This window comes from Bacillus sp. PK6-16, from assembly GCF_056530295.1.
The window spans coordinates 247,502-271,363 of sequence record NZ_CP096512.1; the positions used below are offsets into that span (position 1 = coordinate 247,502).

The following is a 23,862-nucleotide window of genomic DNA, read 5'->3' on the forward strand; positions in this document are numbered from 1 at the left end:
ACTTTTTGTAAATTAGCAACGGTAAACAGGACTTGTATAAAATCGTTCCTTGTTAAGGATAATAAATTAACATTAGTTTATTTTAGAATATTATAGACAGCTAGCTATGTGGAGATTTTAATGTAGTTAAAAAAGGATACATATAATCTATGATATGAATGATGAAATCAAAATAATACTCAAAACTTTTCAATGGAATTAAACTCATATTTCGTACAGAATCAGCGAAGTTACTTTGATGAAACTCACGAAGTTTTTTTAAATCCTTGAGTGAAGAGGTTTCTATTTTTTTCTCCGTAAGCATCGCTTGAAGTAGTTTTAAATTATTAAGTTGTATTAAGTCTTGTAGGTGTATCATTTTAGAAGCAATAAGCGAGTGGATATCAAAAAAATCTTGTGCCCTTGCTCGTTTGAATTTTTCCGGTGTATCCCCTATATGAGGTGAATGTGCAAGAATTCCTATCATTTTTTTACACAATAAAATAAAAGGAGAAGGAGCTTTCAATGTATAGTTATTGATTTCATATTCCTGTTTTTCTATAATTGGTCCTTCCCATTTAAAATCAATTTCAAAAACATTCTTTTTATTTGGTAACGTTATAATGTTATCTTTGCATCGAGCCTCTCTTTGTTCTTTGGTACTACCAGTGAAATTACATATTTTTTGATATTCATGTAAATCCATTAGTTGAAAAGTATATTTATAAAGAATTTCTTTAGGGTTGAATAAATTTTCAAATGAAAATTTATTATGCAAATTTAGACTTCTAATCTCTAATCTTGAGTTTAGTATTTTATACTTTTCTTTTGAAAAAATCTTATCAAAATTATAATCCAATTCAGTTTCTAGTCGCACATATTCATGAGGTAATATGGGGGATTCTAAAGATAAATCTAAATCTACAGAGACTCTATTATGAACATTGTAAACTAAGTTCAAAACACTTCCTCCAGTTAATACTGTCTTATCTGTAAAGATATCACTGGATAAAATAGCGTATAAAGATAAGTTTTGAAATTTTTGTATATCCATTTTATTTTTAATCAGGGATTCTTGGTGCTGTTCACCTTTATCTAATTTATTGAACCCATTTGTATAAATAAACATCGGGGTTTTTTGATTGCTCATTTTCAGACTCCTACTACAAATTTTCAATTCATCAATCAAGTGTTAAAAAGTTATCTTTCATGTAAGGGACTCTATTATATTGCTACATTGTTCACACTAGCCAGTGCCGCTTGAGATCCTAACGCAAGTCCCACTGGCCATGTTTTGTGTAAAATAATTTCAGAACCTTCCGTTCGAATCGTTTTTCTAGTGACAAACATATTATTTCCTACATTTTCTGGGATAATCCCATGTAAAGCGTCCATTCCTAATGATGCAAACCAAATATTTGTAGTTAATTTATCTTTTATACAGTGCGTAGGTTGAAAATCATTAATATAAATTTTCCAGCCATCAAAAGAAGATTTCCCATCTACTACTGGTGGAATTTGATCTCTATTATAATAAGCTTTTCTAATCTGCTCATACCCTGATTGATTGGTAAAAATAACGCCAGATTCACCTTCTTTCACACGGATTTGTCCTTTAGCACGATCTAAATCTTCCAAGTTTAAAATATTCCCATTTAAATCCACAACATTACTTGGTTTGATAAGTTGTGTAAATCCAAGAAAACCATTTGTTCCAGATTCCAATTGCTCACTAAATTTATATAATAGCTGACGTGTAGCTAAATGCTCTTCGAGTTTAACCAAATCATTTGTATACGAATAGATATCTTGTCCTTTATATGCAACTAAAAAACTCGTAGCTAATTCACTCATAGGAAATGTGATTGGTTCGTCTGGGATTGTTGTATTATCCGGGATTGGATCTCCGAATCCAATAATAGATGCTGGGGTCAATTCAGGTGTTCGTACATACCTTAAGCTATCTCCTTCGACATGATGAAATGGGAATACCTCTAGATGTTGCAAGCGTTTTGGGCTATTTTCTAATAACCCTTTTGTTAATTCTAAAATAGATAAAAATTGTGCTTGTGCATTTAAAGCCATATTTTATCGCTCCTTTATAAATAATAAATGTAATACTAGTTTTTACCTTATGCTAGAGAACATTAAAATATGTAAAATTTAATTGTTTCTCTAATTGATAAAGTTTTTAAATGAATGGAGTAATCAGCAAAAGGCTAGTTTCTTTTTTTATCCAAAAAATTGTATGTTTTTGGACATGTTAATATTGAACAAAAAATTATAGAATTTCTCTTTTTTCATGTTCAAATACCCTGTAAACTTATCAATACTCAGATAAATATATAGAATTAAGTTTTTGAACAAACAAAAAGAAAAAAGAATAAAGGTTGGCTATGTTTGAGTATCTACAATTGATCAAAATTTAGACTTACAAATTGATGCTTTGAAATCTTATGGATACGATAAAATATTTCAAAATATAATTATTTTTCGATAAAAAGATGATTTTTACATATATCCTTTGACAGTATTCTTGCATAACAAAAATCATGCATACGTATCAAATTATTACTTATTCCCTTCGAAGAAATACTACGGTAATAGGATAAATGTAAAGTTTATAATCCCTTTTTGAAGGTTTTTCTACATCGTAATTAAAGTGGGGGGCGTTCAATTATAAACATAACCTTCCTTTTTAGGATGAATATCTTCTTAACGAAAAATAGAATGAATTTTCGGCTTTTTAAGTGTGATAAAATAAAAAAATCCATTAATTACAATGGATTTTTCTTAGACTGACAAAGAGTAACTCTTCCTCTTCATTCGCCTAGTATATATGAGTTCTGCTTAGAATTATATGAAAAAACCATACCTGTTTACGATGCTGATGTGAATACTAACTGGCTTTCCCTATTTGTATGAAAGGTGGCGTCAGAACCGATACAGGGTAACTACGTGTTTCCCCAATTGCATTTTTTGCTACCACATGATACATATAAGATTGTTTTGGCGTGATATTTAAATCTGTAATGGTATTTGTCGTGAAAGTTTGGATTTTTTGATTGTTTTTATATAAAGCGTATTCAGTCGCATTTTTTGCTGAAATATTGAATTTGATTCCAGAATAACTTATATCGGTAGTCACCATTTGCACACCAAATGGTGGATATTGTTTTTGAATGGGCTTAATCACATACGCTACACTATTTGACATCTCTAATAATGTCTGATAATGCATATATGCATATCCTTGTTTGCCAAATTTTGTTCCCCAACTATTTCTTACAATAAACCATTTGTTTGTTTCATCATACCCCACAACAACAAGAGCATGTCCTCCTCTTGATTTCTTTTCTGTAACAGGTGGGACAATTCCTGATGTAGGAGTTACATCAAAATTTGAATATACATGTATCCCTACTAAAACAGGATCCTGATTAGCTAATGCTTGTTTTATATCAGCAATCAAATTCTCTTGACGTATAACTTGATAGGAACTAATTTTATAGGGCACTGCATTTTTTTGTTGTACAGCGGTAAGAGGTTCTTTAAATTGGTTTGTATTTTCTGGATTCAAATCATATAAACGTTCTGTTTCAGGTGGCACGCCTTGTTGCTTTAAAACTTGAAACGCGGAATTGAAATACATACCTTCTTTAGGTCCATTCGGATAATAAATATAAGAGGGAGATAAGTATGTAATGTTTGCTCCTCGTGCACCTGTATCTTTCGCAATATAGTATTCTCTTAAAGCTGTTATAGCGAATGGGACACAAGTCGCAAATTTCCCTTGACTTCGTACCTCCGGAAAATATTCACGTAAATCAATTTGACTCGGAAGAATGTTTGGATTCGGAATTCCCTGTTGTTTTTGTTTGGTTGCTTCCTGTTTTGTAAAATAAGAAGTAGAAGGTATATATTCTGGTATATCTTTACTCACTTGAGTATCCTTTAAACCAAGACCATACGTAGAAAAATCATTGGATTGAAATGGTTTTTCAGTTTCAGCATTTACAGTAGGACCAAATAAAAATCCAATAATCCCCACTAAGGTAATCATAAAAAGGGTAGACGCATTATACTTCATTGTATTCTCCTTTCCAATTTTATTACATTTGCACAAACTGAAACATTGTTTGTACACTAAACATATACCAAATTATATACACTGACTAGATTGTGTGAGTTGATAAATGTTTTCGAAGTTCGCGTTCATAAAGATATACCTTTTTAAACGATTAAATAATTTCAAATTAATAAAGTGATTTTTTAGGCTATTTTTATGTTTTCGCAGTTATCCATAATAAATATTTGTAGATTTAATCAATACCTAAATATCCCTACCCAGGTTTATTTGGTATGCCCATTTTTTAGTCTATATGAACGAAAATTCATTGTATTCCTGCTCTTAAGTCGATGGACATTAAGCACGGCAACGATTCCTTTTTTGGGGATCATTCAAAAAACAGCTAAGACTCATTGAACTGCACCCCAATTGTTAGACACAGTCTAACAATTGGAGGTGTAGTTTTTTTATGACTAAATTTACTTCAGAAGACAAAATGAATGCAGTAATACATTATCAAGATGGAAGTGAGAGTATAAAAGATATTGCGAAATCATTGGGAGCGAATCACGAAGTGGTTCGCATGTGGATAAAACAAGTTGAATATCATGGAATCCGGGCCTTTGAAAAAGGCTATACAATGTATTCTGCACAGTATAAATTAGACGTACTAAATTATATGTTCGAAAATGGGACGTCTCCAAACGAAACGGCAGTCATTTTTAATATTTCTTCACCTGGACTTATTAGAAAATGGCGTATTCAGCTACATCAAAAAGGAGTAGACGCCCTTAAATCGAAGAAAAAGGGGCGTCAATCTATGACTAAGGACAATCAAAAATCAATTAAGAAACAAACACAAACAGAAGAGTCAATAGAAGCATTACAAGCTGAATTGGAGCGTTTGCGTATGGAGAATGCTTATTTAAAAAAGTTGAATGCCTTAGTTCAAAACAAGGAAAAATCACCAAACAAGATAAGGCGCAAGTAATCTATGAACTAAGGAAAGCATTTCCGGTGCAGGCACTTTTAAAATTAGCAGAACTCCCACGAAGTACATATTATTACTGGATACAGAATTCTAATCGGCCAGATAAAGAGCTAAAGATCTTAATTCAAAACATTTACGCTGAACACCAAGGTCTCGCCGTATTCGCGATGAGTTAATGAACCAAGGACACAAAATCAACCATAAAAAAGTTCAACGAATTATGAAAGAGTTAGGTTTAAAGAGTCTAGTTCGTATGAAAAAATATCGCTCGTATAAAGGACAAGTAGGTAAGATTGCGCCAAATATTTTAGAACGTAATTTTAAAGCTGAAAAGCCGAACGAAAAATGGGTTACAGACATAACAGAATTTAAATTATGCGGCGAGAAGCTCTACTTATCACCGATGTTAGATCTATTTAATGGAGAGATAATCGCTTATACAATTGATTCAAGACCAACCTATTCACTTGTATCGAAGATGTTGGAGAAGTCTTTTCAACAATTGACAGAAGAAGACGAACTCCTTATTCACTCTGATCAAGGCTGGCATTATCAAATGAAGAAGTATCGTCACACCCTAAAGGAACGCAAGATTACGCAAAGTATGTCTCGTAAAGGGAATTGTTACGATAATGCGGTTATTGAAAGTTTCTTTGGTATTATGAAATCTGAATTTCTTTATCTAAAAAATTTTGAAAGCATAGAACACTTTAAACAAGAATTTGAAAAATATATCGATTATTATAATCACAAAAGAATTAAGGCAAAACTAAAAGGCATGAGTCCGGTACAATATCGAACTCATGCCCTAAAGGCTGCCTAATGAAACGACCTGTCTAACTTTATGGGGTCAGTTCACTTTGAATCTTAGCTGTTTTTAATCTCTGTTAATACGTATATAATTTCAAATGATTTTATTCTAACAAGCTTGAATTATAATTAGGAGCTAGTACAATGTTCGTGCATGTTCCTACACCTGAACGATACTTGCATTTATGCTTGAAACCGGATGGAAGAAAAACAGATGCAGAACTCTCGATGATTTGTACGTCTCCTTGGATTTCCACCTCACATATAAGCCCTGTTCCATCTGTGTTATTACTCCAAAACGCATAAATATTATCACAATGATGTGCGTGATAATCCACATGAACTTCCAAATTTCCGTCCATATTGTAAAGAGACTGTTTCACATTTTTTTCAACATGATTTAGATTTCATCGATTGCCATGTGCCGCAGTTAATGCGTATGGAATTACAAACTACTTTTATTCTTAAAATATTTAATGAATCTTTTAAAAATGCTAAGAACATTGCAGAGAAATGTAGTTTACTAGAGGGTTCAAATACCTTCCAAAAACTTCTTACGAATACTTCTTCTGTCCTTTTCGCTAAAGCGCATAAATAAGAGCATAACGGGAATTTGATGAAAAATCCAATTGGATATTTTACACGAACGTTGAAAAAAATGGTCTATAACTACCTCGATGGCTTTAGAGAGGTACATGTTATGGCATAACGTAAATACTCATAAAAATACTAGTAATTTAGCAAGTAATTTTATAGCATTTATTGATGGACAAATTTAAAATTAAAGCACATTTCCACCTTAATATCCAATATATTCATTATCATTTTGGTGGCATGAAAATTCCTTTAAACCTTGATTTTATATGGAATTGAATTCGATTTTACCATATAACATTTCAACTATTTCACAAAGCAAACACGTCCAACCTCTGCAATAAAAGCGTACGAGATGGAATTTTTAAATGCGCCCCTATTTCTTCTATACTAGCGTTCCCAATACATCATATAGAGTTAATTGATAATTAATCTTTTTGAAATATCCACATTTTCCTATCATCTCATCTTCTGTATGTTTTTTATGATTTGCTATGAGTTGTTTACGTTCCTGAATGGTATGATTTCCTTGATGATATAATTCTACATATTTCTTGATTTGGCTAATTGACATACCTGTTGAACGTAATACCAAGATGTATTTTATCCATTCCACATTTTCATCATTATAGAGGCGACTCCCATGACAATCGCTCTTCACGAAAGGAAATAGCCCTTCTTTTTCATAATAACGTAAGGGCGCTTTAGAAAGACCCGTTTTCACACTTATATCTCTAATTGTATACAATATGTTGACACTCCTATCTCAACATCTTTTTTATAGAATAAAACGAATGCGCCCCTATGTTGCTATTCGATTAGATGATTCAGACATTTCAAAATACAGTGCATGGTACAATTATGAATGTCTGTATTCTATAATTTTTCGCATGTATCAAGAGAGTACAAGCGTTATTGATTATCGCTTTTTAAACGTGTTTTCTCATCATTGTATGAATATATATACTATTCCATGGTGATATATTCCTCAAAATAACACGTATTACGTATCATTCTGCATATGGTTATCAATTTTGAACGTTTTTCAAAAATCCACCTATTTATATTTAAAATTATTTATGTGAGATTATTCCATTTTAAAACCAAACCTTTACAATAAACGCAATATTCTGTTTCCCCCCTTTATGAAAGTGATGCGATAAAAATCAACAAACAATTATTCTTACTATTCAAATAATTATTTCTCGAATTTATTATGACTAATCATATTTGTTTCATCTAAGAATACGATTTGTCATGTTACTACATTGTGGATATTTTTCAAATTTAATGGCATTTTTGAAAAAGCCGTATTCTTTTAATTTGTTACATGCGCAAAGTAGCACTGGAACTTTGTTCGTTGTGAGAACCATTAGTTCACACAACGTTTTACAAGTATTTTCATACAATCATAAGCAGTCTGATAATTCTCTTTTTTTGAAGTTGAATATCCAATGTGTACTCTTTTTTATCCATTGTGCAATACGGGTAACACCAATCTCCCTTAACGTTGATATACGTTTCATCTAATTTCAAAGATATATGTACATGCTTATTTTCTCTCTTTCAAATTTGATAAATCAAATTGCAATCTTCATAAACCTACTGCATGATGGTTGTAGGACATTTCCTACTTTTATCTATCTTGATTTTTCATTATCTTACTCGTTGTACAGTTCAAGTTAATATTTATATGCATTAGATTTAAAGGAATTTTCCGGAAAGTATTTATCAATCTACAACACGTAGACACTAAAGGTTTTATTCCCTAGAATATGTTATGTACAAAACAAATAAATTATAAAGGGGATGTTCATTATGTTTACAACAAAACAAAAACTTATTACTGTAGCAACTACTCTAACATTAGGATGCGGATTTACTTTTAGTTCTGCACCTGCTTTTGCAGATGTAAACGACAATTCTACGAAAACTACTTCTGCTAAGAAAGAACAAGTGCGAGTACAAATTCCTTTCACCGGATACGTGATTGCGACAGAGGACAATTATTTAATTATTGCTAATACTGATACCAAAGAAGAAGCTCTTTCTTATCAAAATGATTGGTGGGAATTAGTTTCTCAAAATAAAATTTTAAGAGTTCCTATCTCTAATAGTGATAATTATTTAGTGGGCGACAAATTAAATGTATTTTCAGCAGCATGGACATTTTCGATTCCACCAATTGCTATTATGCCTACTATTGAAAAAATAGATGTATAATATATTAGTCTGTTAATTAGTAAAAGGCTTAGCTCCCCAATAGAAGCTAAGCCTTCTTTATGTTATATCTGCCTTTAACGATATTATATGCTATTTAAAATTATGGGCACGCTTCAACCGCTAAGCATATACCAAGTATGACTTTCTAATACAACGCTCACTTCATTAAACTCTTTTACATTTTGAGACTTCGTTTCTGCAGAGCTGTAATTCACTGTCCCACATAATTCTACGTGAACGAAGCGCTAATTTGCTGCCGATCTAGCACCATATGCAATATAACGAGTATCGGATTTTGTGAGCAATTAGAAAACAGACCTGTCTGTAAAAGCTCTTATAGAAAAAATAAGGTAGATAACTTAACGAAGCGACTTGAACAGACAGAATATTATGTCGATTATCCTTGAAACATATCTCACTCCTATGATAAATAGCGTCCCTACGCTCTGCCCAGATTTCTTTATACATAAAAAAATTATAACAAGACAAGTACCGGACACTGTACTGTTAAAAGAATTGAAACAATTCAGGAGACATATAAACGGAGATGAAATCTTCAAAAAGAATCCCCCCTTTCAACATACAATGAGCTTAATTAATTACTCGCTACTCCCTAAACGTTATCGCTCATTTACCAATCTTGTTATGTTTTTTTCAAATTTGCAGCAGAATCAAACCTTCTGATATTAATGAAATCAAACGTATTAAAAGTGATACAAAGCGTTGGTATATAAACTTTTTAGATTATCTTCAAGAAGTGAAATAATCGTGTTATTTTACATTTCCGTTACCAATTTGTTACCGGATTGAACAATTAAAAACAAAAGAGCACAGCGTGTTAATAGAGTGGTGAGACACTCTATTAATCATCCGCCTAATCACACTAGGCAAACACTTGCTGCAACTCTTTATGTACCTCATTTTATCGTACATAAGGGTTCCTCCGCAACAGTTTGCTTACATTTTGTGGCATACTGTTGCTTTTTTGTTTCCAAAAAGGAGACAAACCGTTATGAAAAAGAAGATTACATTTATTTTTTGTGTGTACCATTCACCAAACCTATCTTCCTATAAAGTTCCTCATTTCTCTTATATGAGTGGAAAGAGATTAGGAGGTGATCTTCATGTTACTCACTAATTTCTTGCTCAGCACAGCAAAACGAGAGCTCAGTCCTCAACTCACTCACGTATCCACTGGAACAATTAATCATGCGGTTAAACATGTGATTGCCGAAATAGATCCTATTCTTTTTAAGCATGAAGGTCAAACCACTAAAGAATTTTTAACACCACGTCGCTATCAAGCATTAGAGGTAGTATTATCCTACCTCGTACAAGAAGGCTATTCTCAAGTAGCTCAACAACGTTTAAGTGAAAAATCAGGGATTTCCCTTCCTCTCATCAATGAAACGCTTCAATGGTTAGAAGATTTAGAGATTTGCCACCAGATCAAAACAAGACGGCATGGGAAACTTGCACCATCTGTCTATATTCTAAGCCTACATAATAATTACTTAAAAATTATTGAGTATTTCAAACATAGATGGGCGTACACAGTCAATATATTTGCTACTTTTACCGAATCTCTATCTAACAAAATCAATCGAAACACAGATAAAGAAACGAATCAAGAAGAGGACGGCCCTCCTTCTACTTGCCATGGATTCAATTTATTTACTCCTCCCGAACCTATTACAAGAGAAGATGACATGGATAGGCAAGACAATGAAGTACAAAAAGCAAACCCTTTCGACGGTGAAAAATTAAAATTACGTTTCCAAGAGATGGACGAGCATATGAGTGAAGCGCAAAAGAGAATGTATATGTATATACTCACACAAGATACAAGCATCACGGAAAAAGATGCATATACAATTGCTTTACATATGCCACCAGATGTAGATTGGGAAATTACACAGACATTTGAAGAATGCGTACGTGAATTTAGACATATACAAGCGGACATCAGTACACCCGCGTATTTTATAACAAGGCATACAAACAAACTCCATGCATATAGAAAAATACACATGGAGAAGTAGCAAAAAAAGAAAGAGTCTCGCATAAACATTAACTTTACAAAGTTCAAAGAGATGCTAGATTCTAACTCTTAATTTATACGTCTCAAAATCACATACACTCGCTACAGCCTTGTTCAAAAAAATAACACTGACAAGGATTTTTTGTCATGCTGTGATTTCATTTGTATCTTTATATCCTTTTATAAGAATCAATAAATTTAATGGTTACCCAGTTTTCAGCCTGATTTCAGTCTAAATCAACAATCTATTTTCCCTCTCAAGCTATTCTATTGAATAAATATTTGAACAAGAAATTGAATAAGAAAAAACCTCTACTACCTTGTGGCTGTAAGCATGAAGTGTCAAAACTAAGTTCTAATTTATTTAATGGCTTTAATTTTTCAAAACAGGGTTTAGTTAAAGAAAAGGCTGCTTATTCTTAATACAAATAAATCCGTATAAAAAACACAACAGCCTATCTTATCAAGTTGATAAAGACTTTATTCACTAACGTGTCCCCATATCTTATTCGTACAAATTTGACCCCTACGTTTGATTCAAACGTTAGTAACGAATTGTTCCATAATCCTGTAAATATCAGTAAAAAGACCTCCAACACTTAATTACGGGGATAACGGAAAATTGATGACCAATCCGATTGGCTACTTTACACGAACGTTTAAAAAGATAGTCTCTAACTACAGCGATAGCTTTAGAGACATATATATTATGGTACAGCGTAACATTCACAACGGCACTAGGAATTTTAAAAGTAGTTTTATGCAATTTATTGAGGGATAAATTTAATACTAAAGCACGTCAACAACTTAATATCCAATATATTCATTCTCATTTTGGCGGCATAAATATTACTTTGAGTCTTAATTTTATATGGTATTGAATTTGATTATATCATATAGCTTTTCAACTAATTTACAAAGCAAACACGCCCAACTTCTGCAATAAAAGCGTAAAAACTCTTAATTAATTAGTCTTTTCCCCCTTAATTTTCACAATTATAATTCTCCCAAAACATATTACGCCCTAAAATGAAATTAAAACTATCACGTTAGCCAAAATCAGTTTTTGTTATATGTAACATAAAGTATCTTCCTATAATTAAGCACATCACTTCTTTACTTGATGTGATGCAAATGTTGACCAAATAATACAACCGGAAAGGAAGATTTACGTATGAAGTACCAAGATCGAAAAGATGCAAAGCGTAAATACAAACAAGCGCTTCTTGCAACAGTTACAACTATGACGTTAGGAGTAAGCACATTAGGAGGTTCAACTTCTGCATTTGCTGAGGAAAATACAGCGCCGTCACAATCAAGCGCCCAGGGAAATAGTGTCGCTCCAAAAGGACGGGTAATTCAAGGATATTTATTTAAAGATGGTATTCAAACACCTGTATATACAATGGGGGGGAAAATCCAGAAATCTTCATCAACGGAGGAGGATACAGCATTCCCTCAACTTGGATCTAATCCATATGATCCTATTCCTAAAGAAGGATCTGTTCACAGTGAAACTGGAAGTATAGGTTCCACTTTATATTTTTCTAGCCTGCCGATTCCTCGAGGAGTAATCAATGGAGTTCGCACGCTTAGTTGGGACCAAAATGTATACCTAGAAAAAAATACCGATGGATTTATTGAAGTTGGGAATTATGATCCAAAAACTTTAATTAGAACTCCAAAGACTGAAACATTTGATCAAGAAACCTTAAAAGGGTTCTTTGAGGATACCACAGTTAAACGAGACACTTCATATCAACTAGTACCAACAACAGATACGGTACAACCTAGAACATCTACATGGAAGTTTAGTAAGGCTGTAAAGTCTGGATTTTCTAAAGAAGATGCAATTAATGCCGGATTAACAGTAGGAGCAAAAATGGGTGCAAAAGCGAGCGGGGGCGTCCCAGGCATAGCTAGTGCGGAATTCTCAATGGAAGTGTCTACACAAGTATCGACCAGCTTTAATCATAAATGGGTAGCCACTACTGAGGAAACAACAACAATAGAGAGGACCTTACCTGCCATTACCAATACTACTTATAAATATGATTACTATGCGCTAGCCTTATATCAATTACATTCTACCTTTACAGTTAAACCTGGTAAGAAGTTGCAGGCGTTCTTAGACGAGAACAAGGACAATTTTACGCGGATTGATGCTAAAGGTACGAAAATACCGTATGCTGCTCTTGCTCAAACTGCATTTTCATATGCTGATTCTACCACATACCTAGCAGTTACGCCTGGAGCTGCAAGTCAGTAATTTTTTTATAAAAAATAATTCTAGTGCAAACAGAATAAAATACAGGTTATCAGATTTTATTCATTGATACACCATTTCTATAATCCCTGTACGTTGAAAAAGAGAAGTCTGGAATATGACTTCTCTTTTTGTTTATATAGTATGCATCCAATGTTTTTCAACTATATATTCTTTACACCTTCTTATTTGCTGCCATCATCGTGATGTCACCTAATATTCTCGCATGGATAAAATAAGCAGAGATGGCTCTATAAAAATGATTATTTTCACATGCAGTAAAAAGCTCACAATCTACTCATCAAATCTCACATATTCCCCAGAAACCCATTGATCCCCTCCAACGTTGTACCAGCCGTTTTGAATACCCCAAGATTGATAACGTTCTCCTCGGTACACCTTTTTCGCAATATCATAATTTGTTCCTGGACCCGTACGAACGCGTAATACATCTGCTGTTATGGTAACAACACCTATACCATTGTTAGACGGTTGTGTGGATGGTGCTGTATTCTCGCTACCGTTATATGCGTTTTGCACCCTTTCTATAAAAGAATTCCATCTTCCTTCATCCAACATACGATGTGGACAATATTTTCCGCTCCAGGATTGATGTGTTCGAACTTTACTTATTGGAATGTTATATTGCCTCATTAATTGCGCTACAACAATTGCCGCATTATAATATCTACCTCCCCCACTTAAAGAGTAGCAAATTTCCACCCCGATAGATTTACGATTTCCGTTACCTCCACCATCACCGCAATGCCAAGCGTTACGCTCTAAAGGAATTCCTTGTACCGCTTCCTTATCATCTACTGCGATGTGGAATGACACCTCATTATTATTTCGCATCATATATGCAATTTCATTCTCAGCTGGCGCATCATTATACGTATTGTGGACTGTAATAAACTCTGGATTCATTGTATAGGGACACTTTGTACCATATTTACTTGGGTCAACTAATTTTTTTCTAATTTCCATTATTGAACATCTCCGCTTCCTAAGATTTTTTGTTTAATTTCAGAAACATCTTTTGATAAATCCCCAAAAGCTTCTGCTTGTTTTGTGATAACGTCCTGATTCTTTTCAATGACTTTCTGGTACTGTGCTTCACGTTGTTCATTCTTTTTTTGCGTCGTAAAAAGCATCCACACGAATAATGCTGCGAATGCTCCCTGTTGAATCATGGAATTGAAGATTTGTTCTTCCATTGGTATCATCCCCTCATCATGGCAATAGAAAAAAGAGCCCTTGTTAGGAGCTCTTTATTTATAATCTGGTCTAAAAATTGTAATTCCCTCTCGTGCAAGTGTACGCATTTCTTCATCCAAACGATCTAATTCACTTCTTTTTGCTTCTGAATCCATTTCTGTATCCGATTTTACAACATAATATTCTTTACGTAACTTAGCCATCTCTCTATCAATTCTATTAAATGCTTTCATTTTTTCGACATTTGATGCATCTTCTTCATTCTTTTTACTATCCGCTTGAATCGCTTGTTGTTCATCCATGATGTTATAGTAATCTTCCATGATTTGCCCACCACCTTGTCCATTTACAAAGAACGCTTTCGCACCTGGTGTCGATTCATTCCATTCCTGTGCAATTGGCGTAGGCGCATCTTTATTAGATATTAAAGAAATAGCGCGATCTAATCCTTTCAATGGAAACTGACCTAACCCAGCCGTGTACCCTTTGTATAGATTATCAATTTTGTATGGAGAAGCTTCAATTCCTATCTTATCTAATGCACTTGCCATTTCACGAGCTGTTAGGCTCGTATTCGGACCGTATTGCTCTTTCGGTGAATTTTTCTCATCACGCTTTGGAACAATTGGACCATCTCTAAAAAAGCTATAGTTTGCCATATTCTCGACAATTGGTTGTAACGTAGTCGGTATCCAAGGGACTTTCACCGCATCATTTACAGTCTTATCAAATCCATCAAACGCATACTGATCTCCCCCTCTATATTTATTTGCTCTTTCTACTGTATTAGCTAGTAATGAGATATCGAAAGGCTTGGGAATCCGTCCCACTTTATCAGTACCAGGAATAGCATATGACCAATACGTGTCCTTCTCTTGTTGCGGCATATTATCCATCATTTCTTTTTGTTTATCATTTGCACTTGCATAACTTGCGATGGCTAGTGCACTTGGTGGTAGGGTTGAACCTGCAATACGGGCACTTGTTCGAACTGGATGTTCCTTCATGGCACGAATTAATTTGTCTTTTCCTTGTACGTTTGCATTTAAGAACGTAAAAATTCGATTCGCAGATTGCATGGAATTCCCCATACGGTTAAAATCCATTAAATCACGCGCCTGATAAGCTGATTCTTTTGGCGTTAACCCTTTTTTCAATCCTTTATTATAAGCCCCGACTTTTGTTGCTTCTTCCGATACTTCAGAGATATTTTGTAATACTTTCAGCCAATTTTTAGGATTGACAGGAGCTGTAATAGCCTTTATCGCTTTTGGAAGTCCAGATTCTTGTTTTTCTAATCCTGATAACTGTTCTTTCAACAAGTCACGATCGGCAGATAAATATCCACCATATGCACCGCCCTGATTTACCCAATCATCATATAGTTTTGAACCTTTCCCGAACTTTTTCTTTCCAACCTCTTTTAGTCCCTTTACAAAATCGAAAGGATTATAACCTGTATCACTTACCACATAAGATGCAAACTGGTCACGTATTGGATTCCGTAATGCGAATTCAGGCGTTAACGTTGCGCCTGCTCGTAACCAATCACTTGGTTTCCCCGCGGCCAATACAAATTTATTTGTAACTTCCTTATCCATTGCTTTTACAGCACGATATAATTCAGGCGCTAATTGATATTGTTGTTTTTCCCCGTTTCGAAAAACAGTTACAATGTTCTCTTTCGCTACCGATTCTTTTCCATCACCAGCAAGCTTTTCAATCCATTTCCCTGCCCCTTCGTTTTCCGCTAAATCTGCTAGAGCTAGTCCCACTTTATTCCGTTCTATTGCTTGCATAGACTTAAAGGTATTTTTCACAATGCTTTCAAATGGATCAATGACATTTCGACTCGAACCCTCTATACGCTTAACAGGATTGGTTAAATCTACAAAGCCCTTTCCTCCACCGACCCCTTCACCCACACCCTCTTCATCAAAATAACGGTTAAATGGCATATAGTTTGGATGCTTTTCACGCATGGCAGCAACAGCATCTTTAGATAACATATTTCCTTCAACCAACATATCCAACAAAGAATCATTGTAGGCTTTAATTTTTTGATGTGCTTCTTGTACTTCAGGCTTATCAAATTTCGTAATCGTTTTTTCAATCTCTTCAGGGGTGAATCCTGTTTTAATACCTTGTTTCTCCAAATCCTGTGCATGAATGGCAGTCACATAATCCCGTATATCTGCCATATCAACCTTTGAATCTCCAAAGATATTACGGAACTCTTCTACCTTCATTTGCGCCTTTTTAGGCGTTCCCGCTGCAAGCCTTGCTTTTTTATAAGGAGAAACAGAAGCATCCGCCAATTCTCCACCAAGTATCTCTTTCTCTGCTTTAGAAATTGGATACAATCTATCTATTACATCTGTATATAACTCTTCTTTCGAATTTGGTAGTTTTTGCAGCACTTGCTTCACACGCTCAAGACCCTTAGGTTTTTCATTTACATTAATTTTTCCGCGGAAACGCGCTTCATCCCCTTGATTCGCCCAAATTTGCGCATCTTCTTGTACTTTTTTCAATCCCTTTTGTACATCTTCTGGAATGGTATTTTGAAAATGCTTCATAAATGCAGGTGCCTCTTGTTCTGCCATGGCTGGGTTGAGTAAATAACGACGCATAAATTCCGCCATACCTTCTTGACGAATTTGTTCAGGTGTATAATTTTGACCGGATGTATGGGAACCAAGTTTCATTAATTCGTCAACAAATTTTGGATCATTCAATCCAAATTTCTTATCCAAATGATGACCTGTTTCATGCGCTAACGTTTCTAAGTCCCCATAATCACGTGTACGAATGACTTCGGGACCATTTTTATAAATACCCGAAACCGCATCGTCTCCCACTCCCATGCGTCCCGTACGAAGTGTGATATCCACATTATCACGGAAACTATCCATTAACTTTTTCTGCGTAATGGTCCGCCCATCTGGCGCCATAGCGGATTGAATGACCGGTGGTGCATGGCGCATCGCTTGTACGTCATCAGAAAGTTCTCCATTTGAAGAAGCTTTCTTACCATTTAGTTCTGTATAAAACTTTTGTAATCCGATTTCTCGTTCCTGCTCGAGTGCATCAATTACTGGTTGTAACGCTTCTTGGTCGGAAGGATTTTGTTTAATTAATGCCGTTGCCTGTTCAATTTGCTCGTCAATCTTTTTAACAGACGATGGACTCCAAGAAGGAATATCAACCCCGTTTTCTTGATATCCATTGCGAACATGACTTTCTGCCAATTCACGAAGTTCCGTGTTATTTGGTTTCCTTCCATTTGCTTTATAAAATTCTTGATACCAAGATGGATTATTTGAAATACGTCCATACCGATTAACAATATCTCCTAATTCATCCCGAATAATCCCACCTGGTTCTACACCTTTTCCAGATGAATTTTTCAAATATTTATATTGCTCATTTACTGCATCGTTATATTCTTTAAAAAAAATATTGCTTTCTAATTCAGATTGAATCGGTAAAGATTCCGGTTCGTTTTTGATACGCGTATTTTGTAATGCTTGTTCTTCCACAGCTTGATTGGTTAATTCCCTTTGATGTTTTTCCTGCTGAATGACATCATCCGATACACTGTCCCGATTTACTTGATAGTTATAATCACGTGTATCTTTTTGTTTCCCATAATTAAAACGACTCAAATCGAGATTGTAATTCCGATTATCATTATTTACGGAATGATTAAATCGGCTCACATCAAGATTATAATCACGTAAGTCTTTCTCCTTTCCATAATTAAAACGATTCAGGTCTAAATTATAATTCCGATCATCATTTTTCATTTGATAGTTAAATCTATTTTTATCAAGACTATAGTTTCTACCATCATTAAAAATCGTATAATTAAAACGCTGTTGGTCTAAATCATAATTTCGATCATCATTTTTCACGGTGTGGTTGAAACGATTTATATCCAGATCATAGTTTCTATCATCATTTCGAACCGTATGATCAAACCGGTCTCGTTCTAAACCATAGTTTCGATTATCATTTTTCACTTGATGGTCAAATCGTTTATTATCGAATTGATAATCTCTCCAATCTTTGTCTTTCGTATAATCAAACTTATCACGCTCTAAATCACGATTTAACGTGTCATTTTTCTGTTGATAATCGAAGCGCTCTTTATCAAAATTATGGTTTCGCAAATCATTTTTCTGTTGATAGGCAAAGCGGTCTTGATCCATCTTCATTCCTTGTTCTCCACTCCATTCCTGAAACGCCTGTTGGCGTTCACGGAAACCAAGGTCTTGGTCACGTTCCATTAGTTGGCGAGCTAAAGAAGCAACTTTTTGTGTACGCTCTGCTTCTAAATTTCCTCTTTGTGATAAACCTGCAATCGCGATTTTATTCATCGCATCTTGTGATAAACCCGAGCCTCCCATCCCTCTTGCAGCTGCTTGTTCTGCTGCTTGCATTTGACTATGTATTTAAAGCATCAGAATAGCTCAAATCACGCTTTAAAACGGATGTATACATCATATGTATCACCTTTCCTTTTTAGGTGTAAAAAATGTTTTATTACATGATAAAAAGCACTCTTTTTAATTGAGTGCTTTATCAATAAAGAATACTTGTACACTTAACGTGCCCCTGTATAAGGTAATGATATTGAAGAAATATGAGACGGATTAATTATAAATCTTTCAATATGAACTAATTCGTTCTTTAACTTTCCTTCATCTGTTTTGATTACCCCTTCAAATTGTTCTAAACTCATTGAAACTGGATATTGTTCTCCACCATTCATATGAACTATAAGTTTATTCATAACGACCACCACCTTTCTCTCACCCTAACTTCGACAAAATAAAACATTTCCCTTTATATAACCCATTACAGTATGTGATATTTCATATAATGAATATCATTTAAAACCTAACGCATACTATTTCTCAAAGGAGTCCGGAATGAAAATTGCACAATTTTTACTTATTCTTTTTATTTTTCTAATCCTTACATGGTTATGGTTTATGTGATTTAAAAAAAGAGCAACCACGCATCCGTTGCCCTTTCGTCAAATGTCTATGCTATTACTATAAGCCATTTTTTCAATGGATAATATCGGTGTAACTTACTGTTAAAAAAGTGTAAGTTTTTCAGCAAACTTAATTCTCCTCATAATCTCAGCATGCTTTTGATAAATGTAGCTTCGACTATAATCAAATTCAATTGCAAGACACTCTAATGTTTTCCCTTCAACATACTTACCGTACATAATCTTATGCTCTAAACCTTTAAAGGTACAAATTAACTTCTTCAAATCATGTAAATCATTCATCTTATGAGCAAGTTCATATTCAATCCGTTCAATATGATCTTCTACTTTGGTACCATCTGAGTCAGGCGCTAATTTATACTTCGATAAATCACCACCCCGCCAGCGTTTTAATTCCCTTTGACTACGCTGTAGGTTAAATTCAATATACTCAATTTCCCCTTCTAATTCTTGATATACCTTTAACCAGTTAAACAAATGATGATTCACCTGCCTTTTTTAGTAAAATGCGTTACCATCTGTTACCGCCTTCAAACCCTTGATACGACTGCGTTCATCGTACTTTCACAGTCAAAAAGTAACGCATTTACCCCCTAAATTTCTTTATATAGTATATTTTTTCATCTTTTCTCTTTATATATATTTTATAAAGAAAGTGAATTTATCTGTTACCTTAGATGAAACCCTTGATATGACTGCATTTATGAGGTAACAGATATCTGTTACTGGTAACGCATTTATCTGTTATTTTGATTACAAACACATGAGAATCTGTGATTTTTGAAGATTTTTGTGACCAAAAATGGTCAAACATATTTTTAAACCTATTGATATAACTGAGTTTAAAAAACGCTTTGACCCAAAAAACGGTCACGACCCTTTGACCATGTCTTTTGGAAGCGCGAAAAAATTCTATTCATTATTGATGAAAATGCGCTTATTCTTACCGTCAACCTTTTGAACATGTGATTTATAGCCAAATAACTGAGAAATTTGCTTACTAAAATTAATATTACTAACGGACTGAAAGCCATTTTCCGCACAATACACTTTATACTGAAGATACACATCTCCTACAACCGACCGTTCTAGCTCAATATTTTCATTGTTTACGAAACTAATAATTGGATTATTTTCTTCCTGGTATTTCACAAGTTCTTCTTCAACTGCTTTCGATTTCGTGAATTTCTTTTCATCAAGCAAACGTTTCAAGCTTTTTAACGCAAGTAGCAATACATATTGCATCGATTCATCCGATAACAATTTATCTGTAATAAATGGATCATAATCTTCATCCTCAGGTGTGAACTTTGCTTTAAATGGTACAATTTGAAGTCTTCGCCCTAATCCATCAGTAAAATCATTAATACGTGGCATTTCATTTGCACTAAAAATTAATTTTGCATAGTTCGTAAAATCAAATGGATCCTTTCCCTTTCTTTCCACGTTTAATGTTTCGCCAGTAGATAGTTTTTTAAATACCGATGATTCTTTAATGTACCCTTTACTGATGTCATCGCCAATGTTTGCTAACTTCCCGAATAACTCAGCCGTTTTAAATCGCTGATCTAATTCATTTAAATCTAATGAAGATGTATTTTCTTCTCCTACTAACTGACGAATGATCTTTAAATATGATGATTTTCCATTCGAACCATTCCCAGTTAAGATGAACGTAGCCGCAAATTCATTCCGACGGAATAAAATATAACCAAGAATCTCTTCTAAAATAGAGCGAATTGTTTTATCATTTACCGCAATTTTATTTAATGTTTTATCCGTAACTTTATAGTAAGCATCTGGAATATAAGCGACTGGAATTTTATTACGTGTAATAATTTCAGGTGTAAAGTCTTCTAATTGCCACGTTTCTAAATTAAATACACCGTTCTTCACAACAACATATTTGGTAGAAGCAAAATTTTTATGCTTTGCTTTTAACTGTAAATAAGCCAGTGTTTCTTGACGTTGCATCCTTTTTAAAGCTGGAATATGTTTAATCATGGCTTCTTCAATATCTTCTTGCTTGTCCGAATATACACCGTCTTTATAGATGTGTAGGATATTTGTGCTCTTACAGATATGATGTTCATTTATTAGAAAATCCCCGAATTTTTCATGTTGGAAGGCGCTCTTTATGTAAAAGGACTCCTTCATGAATGCTTCATCACGTAAAATTATATTTAATTCATTTTGTTCAACAGGCTCTTCCAAAATATAATTATTAATAATGGAAATGGTCTCTTTAATATCGTTTTTAGCCATTCCTTGAGATTGCAATTTTAATATATAAGTAAACAATTTATCATTTCGCCCATCACCTTCAGTCATTTTGGTGAGGTTCGGATTTTTCTTGTTGTACGGATATAACCAACTTGGTAATGGATCATATTCATTTGATTTTCATAACCATCTACGAGTTTCACCATTTATTTTAAGTGGATCGGCAGTGTTTTTTATTCCTAATTTATAATCACAAAGTAGCCCGATATTGGAAAACCACTTTATTTTATTTGCTGTAATGTCATAGCCTTTGAAATAAAAATGCATACCATTTGTTGTTTCTAATACGGAGCATCGAATATTTTTATCTTCTATGATGTCTAGAAGCATTTCAGCTTCATCTATATCATCAATATCAACCATAATGTAATCGTCATCTAAAATACCTACGAAGGAGTCATGTTTTCTTGCTGTATGATACGATAATAACTTCGTGCCATCCTTAAATTTACTAGCTGCATGTTTTCCGTTGCCCTTCAGGTACCCTTTATACAAAGAAATCACCAACTTTCATAAAACGCCCTTATAATTTATTTTAATAAACTTTAAATTGTCAGATACCTACGGTATTAAAAAAGATTTAAAAAACGAATTTAACCCATTATATGAGGTCATTTTTTCTAAAAACTGTTTAAAGCTCAATATTTTGTTAATAATGTAGATACAGTTTCTGATTTTCCTTCATACCCGAGGGCTTAGTGGCTAACTTTAGTTAGCTACTCTTTTATTTTTTGTTCACTTCCACCCATTTATCATCATCTAATAGCCAACCTTGCTTATATAATTCTGTTAATGTTTCACGTCTCTTTTCTCTCACACTACAAACCGCCTCGATCATACTTCTCAAACCCTTTTGATGCTCGGTTATTCTGTTTTCATAATCCAACATATCTTTTTCATAATTCCTAACATAATCTTTATAAGCTGCAATTCTTTCTTCAGACCACTTTTCCATATTATTTACCCTCCCCTAAAAAATCATTGATTCTCTTGTTTGTTAATTCCCAATACCACCAGTAATCTAATTTACCTGGTATTTTCATACTATTAATATCATCATTTACGATGAAACATCGTTCAGGTACATAAGCAATCTTTTCAGCTACTCCATCTTTTACTTTGCATAATTGTTTATCATTTAAATCCACACTTGCAAATACACGAAATACCTTTCCATTCATCCTTCTTGTGCCGTACCTTGCATAATCATATTTGCTACTTATCTTTACAATCTTTTGAAACTTCACTAGTTCCGTACAATGAAAGATTGTTTCCTCTGGATCAATGCCTTTTACGAAATAATTAACAACCGCTTCATTTACAATTGGTAAATCATAATCAAGTGGATTCAGTTTTTTTACATAAGCACCCTTAGATTTATATTTCCCTTCCGCATCTACCAAAATATAATTATTAACATCCTTCTGAATAACTTTTACAAACTCTTCAAACTCTAATTTCATTTTTGTACGTTGTTCCCATGCGTAACAAATATCATCAATCAAATCGTAATCATTATAATGCTGCAGCTTAACTAAGACACCATCCGTATTTGATTGGATAACCTCGCAATGTGGCTCTAATTTTTCAATTAAATCCAGAAGTAATGTCATTCCACCAATACAAACATTGTTGGCCATAAGTGGATCATAAAGTCCATTGTACTTATCCTTCATCGCTCCATATGTCCCATTAATTACAATCTTCAAGGGTGCTTGTCGTTTATCTTTAACAGCTTTATATTTAATCCTGGTGTCACGAATGCCACGAAATTTACCAGGATTCTTTACGTTTCTAGATAAATAGCCATACTCAATCATCAATGCAGGATAATAACTTTCTACGTCTATATTCAGAAAGTGACCAGTACCAGCGTAATTACTTCTTGCACCGTGCAAACCACCCCATGCGAAAAGGTGCGGTACACCTGCAATATTGAGTTCTAAAACCTTATTGTAATCTTTATTTTCTTTATAAAAATCCAGGACTTCGGTGTATTTATTGATTTTCAACGTTGCTGGAAATGTAAAGTCAAATTCATCATCCCTTGGAACAGTGGGTTGCTTAGCATCTAGAATAAAGGCACTTAATTGCGCTTTTGTTTTGGATATATGTGAGTTATATCCAAAACAAATATCATTTTTATGTTGATTATAAAAATCAATCAAAGCTTGTTCATCATTCACGAAAATTTCTTCTGATTGATCGTCTGTATTTGTAATGACTACTAACCAATCATTCGTGAACACTTCAAAGTCATAGAAAAGCATGCTGTCACTTCCTGTTCATTTAACTAACTATAAATAATTTTCATTATTATTACTTTTAATTTTATCAATAACGAAATTGAATAAAGCCTTTA

Annotated in this window: 13 protein-coding genes and 5 pseudogenes; 4 read left to right on the forward strand and 14 right to left on the reverse strand. The window is 33.8% G+C overall.

All coding sequences use genetic code 11. The features are described 5' to 3' along the window. Window positions 1-100 precede the first annotated feature (100 nt). The 3 genes from M1D66_RS28485 to M1D66_RS28495 form a co-directional block, all read right to left on the reverse strand. Window positions 101-1,129, reverse strand: a complete 1,029-nt coding sequence (locus tag M1D66_RS28485) for a nucleotidyl transferase AbiEii/AbiGii toxin family protein (RefSeq protein WP_242555207.1) — start codon at window positions 1,127-1,129, stop codon at window positions 101-103. Window positions 1,130-1,203: 74 nt separating this feature from the next. Then, window positions 1,204-2,064 (reverse strand): hypothetical protein, encoded by an 861-nt coding sequence (locus tag M1D66_RS28490; protein WP_242555206.1) that lies wholly within the window; start codon window positions 2,062-2,064, stop codon window positions 1,204-1,206. 814 nt (window positions 2,065-2,878) lie between these two features. Further along, window positions 2,879-4,069 carry a C1 family peptidase gene (locus M1D66_RS28495; RefSeq protein WP_242555205.1) on the reverse strand — a complete coding sequence of 397 codons (1,191 nt, stop codon included), beginning with the start codon at window positions 4,067-4,069 and terminating at the stop codon, window positions 2,879-2,881. 448 nt (window positions 4,070-4,517) lie between these two features. Here M1D66_RS28495 and M1D66_RS28500 point away from each other — a divergent pair. Continuing rightward, window positions 4,518-5,862: pseudogene (locus tag M1D66_RS28500) on the forward strand (IS3 family transposase). A 91-nt stretch (window positions 5,863-5,953) separates the two neighbouring features. On the opposite strand, the pseudogene M1D66_RS28505 reads toward M1D66_RS28500, so the two are convergent. From M1D66_RS28505 to M1D66_RS28515, 3 genes and pseudogenes are all read right to left on the reverse strand, one after another. Next, window positions 5,954-6,214, reverse strand: a pseudogene (locus M1D66_RS28505) (2-isopropylmalate synthase); the annotation flags it as partial. Between the two features lie 614 nt (window positions 6,215-6,828). Continuing rightward, window positions 6,829-7,191, reverse strand: a complete 363-nt coding sequence (locus tag M1D66_RS28510; protein ID WP_242555204.1) for a MerR family transcriptional regulator — start codon at window positions 7,189-7,191, stop codon at window positions 6,829-6,831. Between the two features lie 550 nt (window positions 7,192-7,741). Further along, a pseudogene (locus M1D66_RS28515) lies at window positions 7,742-8,066 on the reverse strand (DDE-type integrase/transposase/recombinase); the annotation flags it as partial. Between the two features lie 195 nt (window positions 8,067-8,261). Between M1D66_RS28515 and M1D66_RS28520 the strand changes: the two are divergent. The 3 genes and pseudogenes from M1D66_RS28520 (at window position 8,262) to M1D66_RS28530 (ending at window position 12,976) form a co-directional block, all read left to right on the forward strand. Beyond that, entirely contained in the window at window positions 8,262-8,666 is a 405-nt protein-coding gene (locus M1D66_RS28520) for a DUF3221 domain-containing protein (RefSeq protein WP_242555203.1), read from the forward strand. Between the two features lie 1,124 nt (window positions 8,667-9,790). After that, window positions 9,791-10,780: pseudogene (locus M1D66_RS28525) on the forward strand (Replicase RepFR55). A 1,101-nt stretch (window positions 10,781-11,881) separates the two neighbouring features. Next, window positions 11,882-12,976 (forward strand): hypothetical protein, encoded by a 1,095-nt coding sequence (locus tag M1D66_RS28530; protein ID WP_242555202.1) that lies wholly within the window; start codon window positions 11,882-11,884, stop codon window positions 12,974-12,976. A 291-nt stretch (window positions 12,977-13,267) separates the two neighbouring features. Here M1D66_RS28530 and M1D66_RS28535 read toward each other — a convergent pair whose 3' ends face one another. The 8 genes and pseudogenes from M1D66_RS28535 to M1D66_RS28570 form a co-directional block, all read right to left on the reverse strand. Continuing rightward, complete coding sequence (locus tag M1D66_RS28535; RefSeq protein WP_242555201.1) at window positions 13,268-13,960, reverse strand: N-acetylmuramoyl-L-alanine amidase; 693 nt, start codon at window positions 13,958-13,960, stop codon at window positions 13,268-13,270. Continuing rightward, entirely contained in the window at window positions 13,960-14,190 is a 231-nt protein-coding gene (locus tag M1D66_RS28540) for a BhlA/UviB family holin-like peptide (protein ID WP_242555200.1), read from the reverse strand. Before M1D66_RS28540 ends, M1D66_RS28535 begins: the two co-directional genes overlap by 1 nt. Before the next feature lie 54 nt (window positions 14,191-14,244). Next, window positions 14,245-18,636: an LPD38 domain-containing protein gene (locus M1D66_RS28545; protein WP_479831973.1), complete on the reverse strand. Its 4,392-nt coding sequence runs from the start codon at window positions 18,634-18,636 to the stop codon at window positions 14,245-14,247. A gap of 164 nt (window positions 18,637-18,800) precedes the next feature. Further along, window positions 18,801-18,989 carry a hypothetical protein gene (locus M1D66_RS28550; protein ID WP_242555299.1) on the reverse strand — a complete coding sequence of 63 codons (189 nt, stop codon included), beginning with the start codon at window positions 18,987-18,989 and terminating at the stop codon, window positions 18,801-18,803. A gap of 309 nt (window positions 18,990-19,298) precedes the next feature. Next, complete coding sequence (locus M1D66_RS28555; RefSeq protein ID WP_242555298.1) at window positions 19,299-19,694, reverse strand: hypothetical protein; 396 nt, start codon at window positions 19,692-19,694, stop codon at window positions 19,299-19,301. A 435-nt stretch (window positions 19,695-20,129) separates the two neighbouring features. Next, window positions 20,130-21,995 (reverse strand): annotated as a pseudogene (locus tag M1D66_RS28560) (DNA primase family protein). Between the two features lie 229 nt (window positions 21,996-22,224). After that, window positions 22,225-22,455: a hypothetical protein gene (locus M1D66_RS28565; protein WP_141544940.1), complete on the reverse strand. Its 231-nt coding sequence runs from the start codon at window positions 22,453-22,455 to the stop codon at window positions 22,225-22,227. 1 nt (window position 22,456) lies between these two features. Further along, on the reverse strand, window positions 22,457-23,770 hold the full coding sequence (locus M1D66_RS28570; RefSeq protein ID WP_242555297.1) for a hypothetical protein: 1,314 nt from the start codon (window positions 23,768-23,770) through the stop codon (window positions 22,457-22,459). Between the last annotated feature and the right edge of the window lie 92 nt (window positions 23,771-23,862).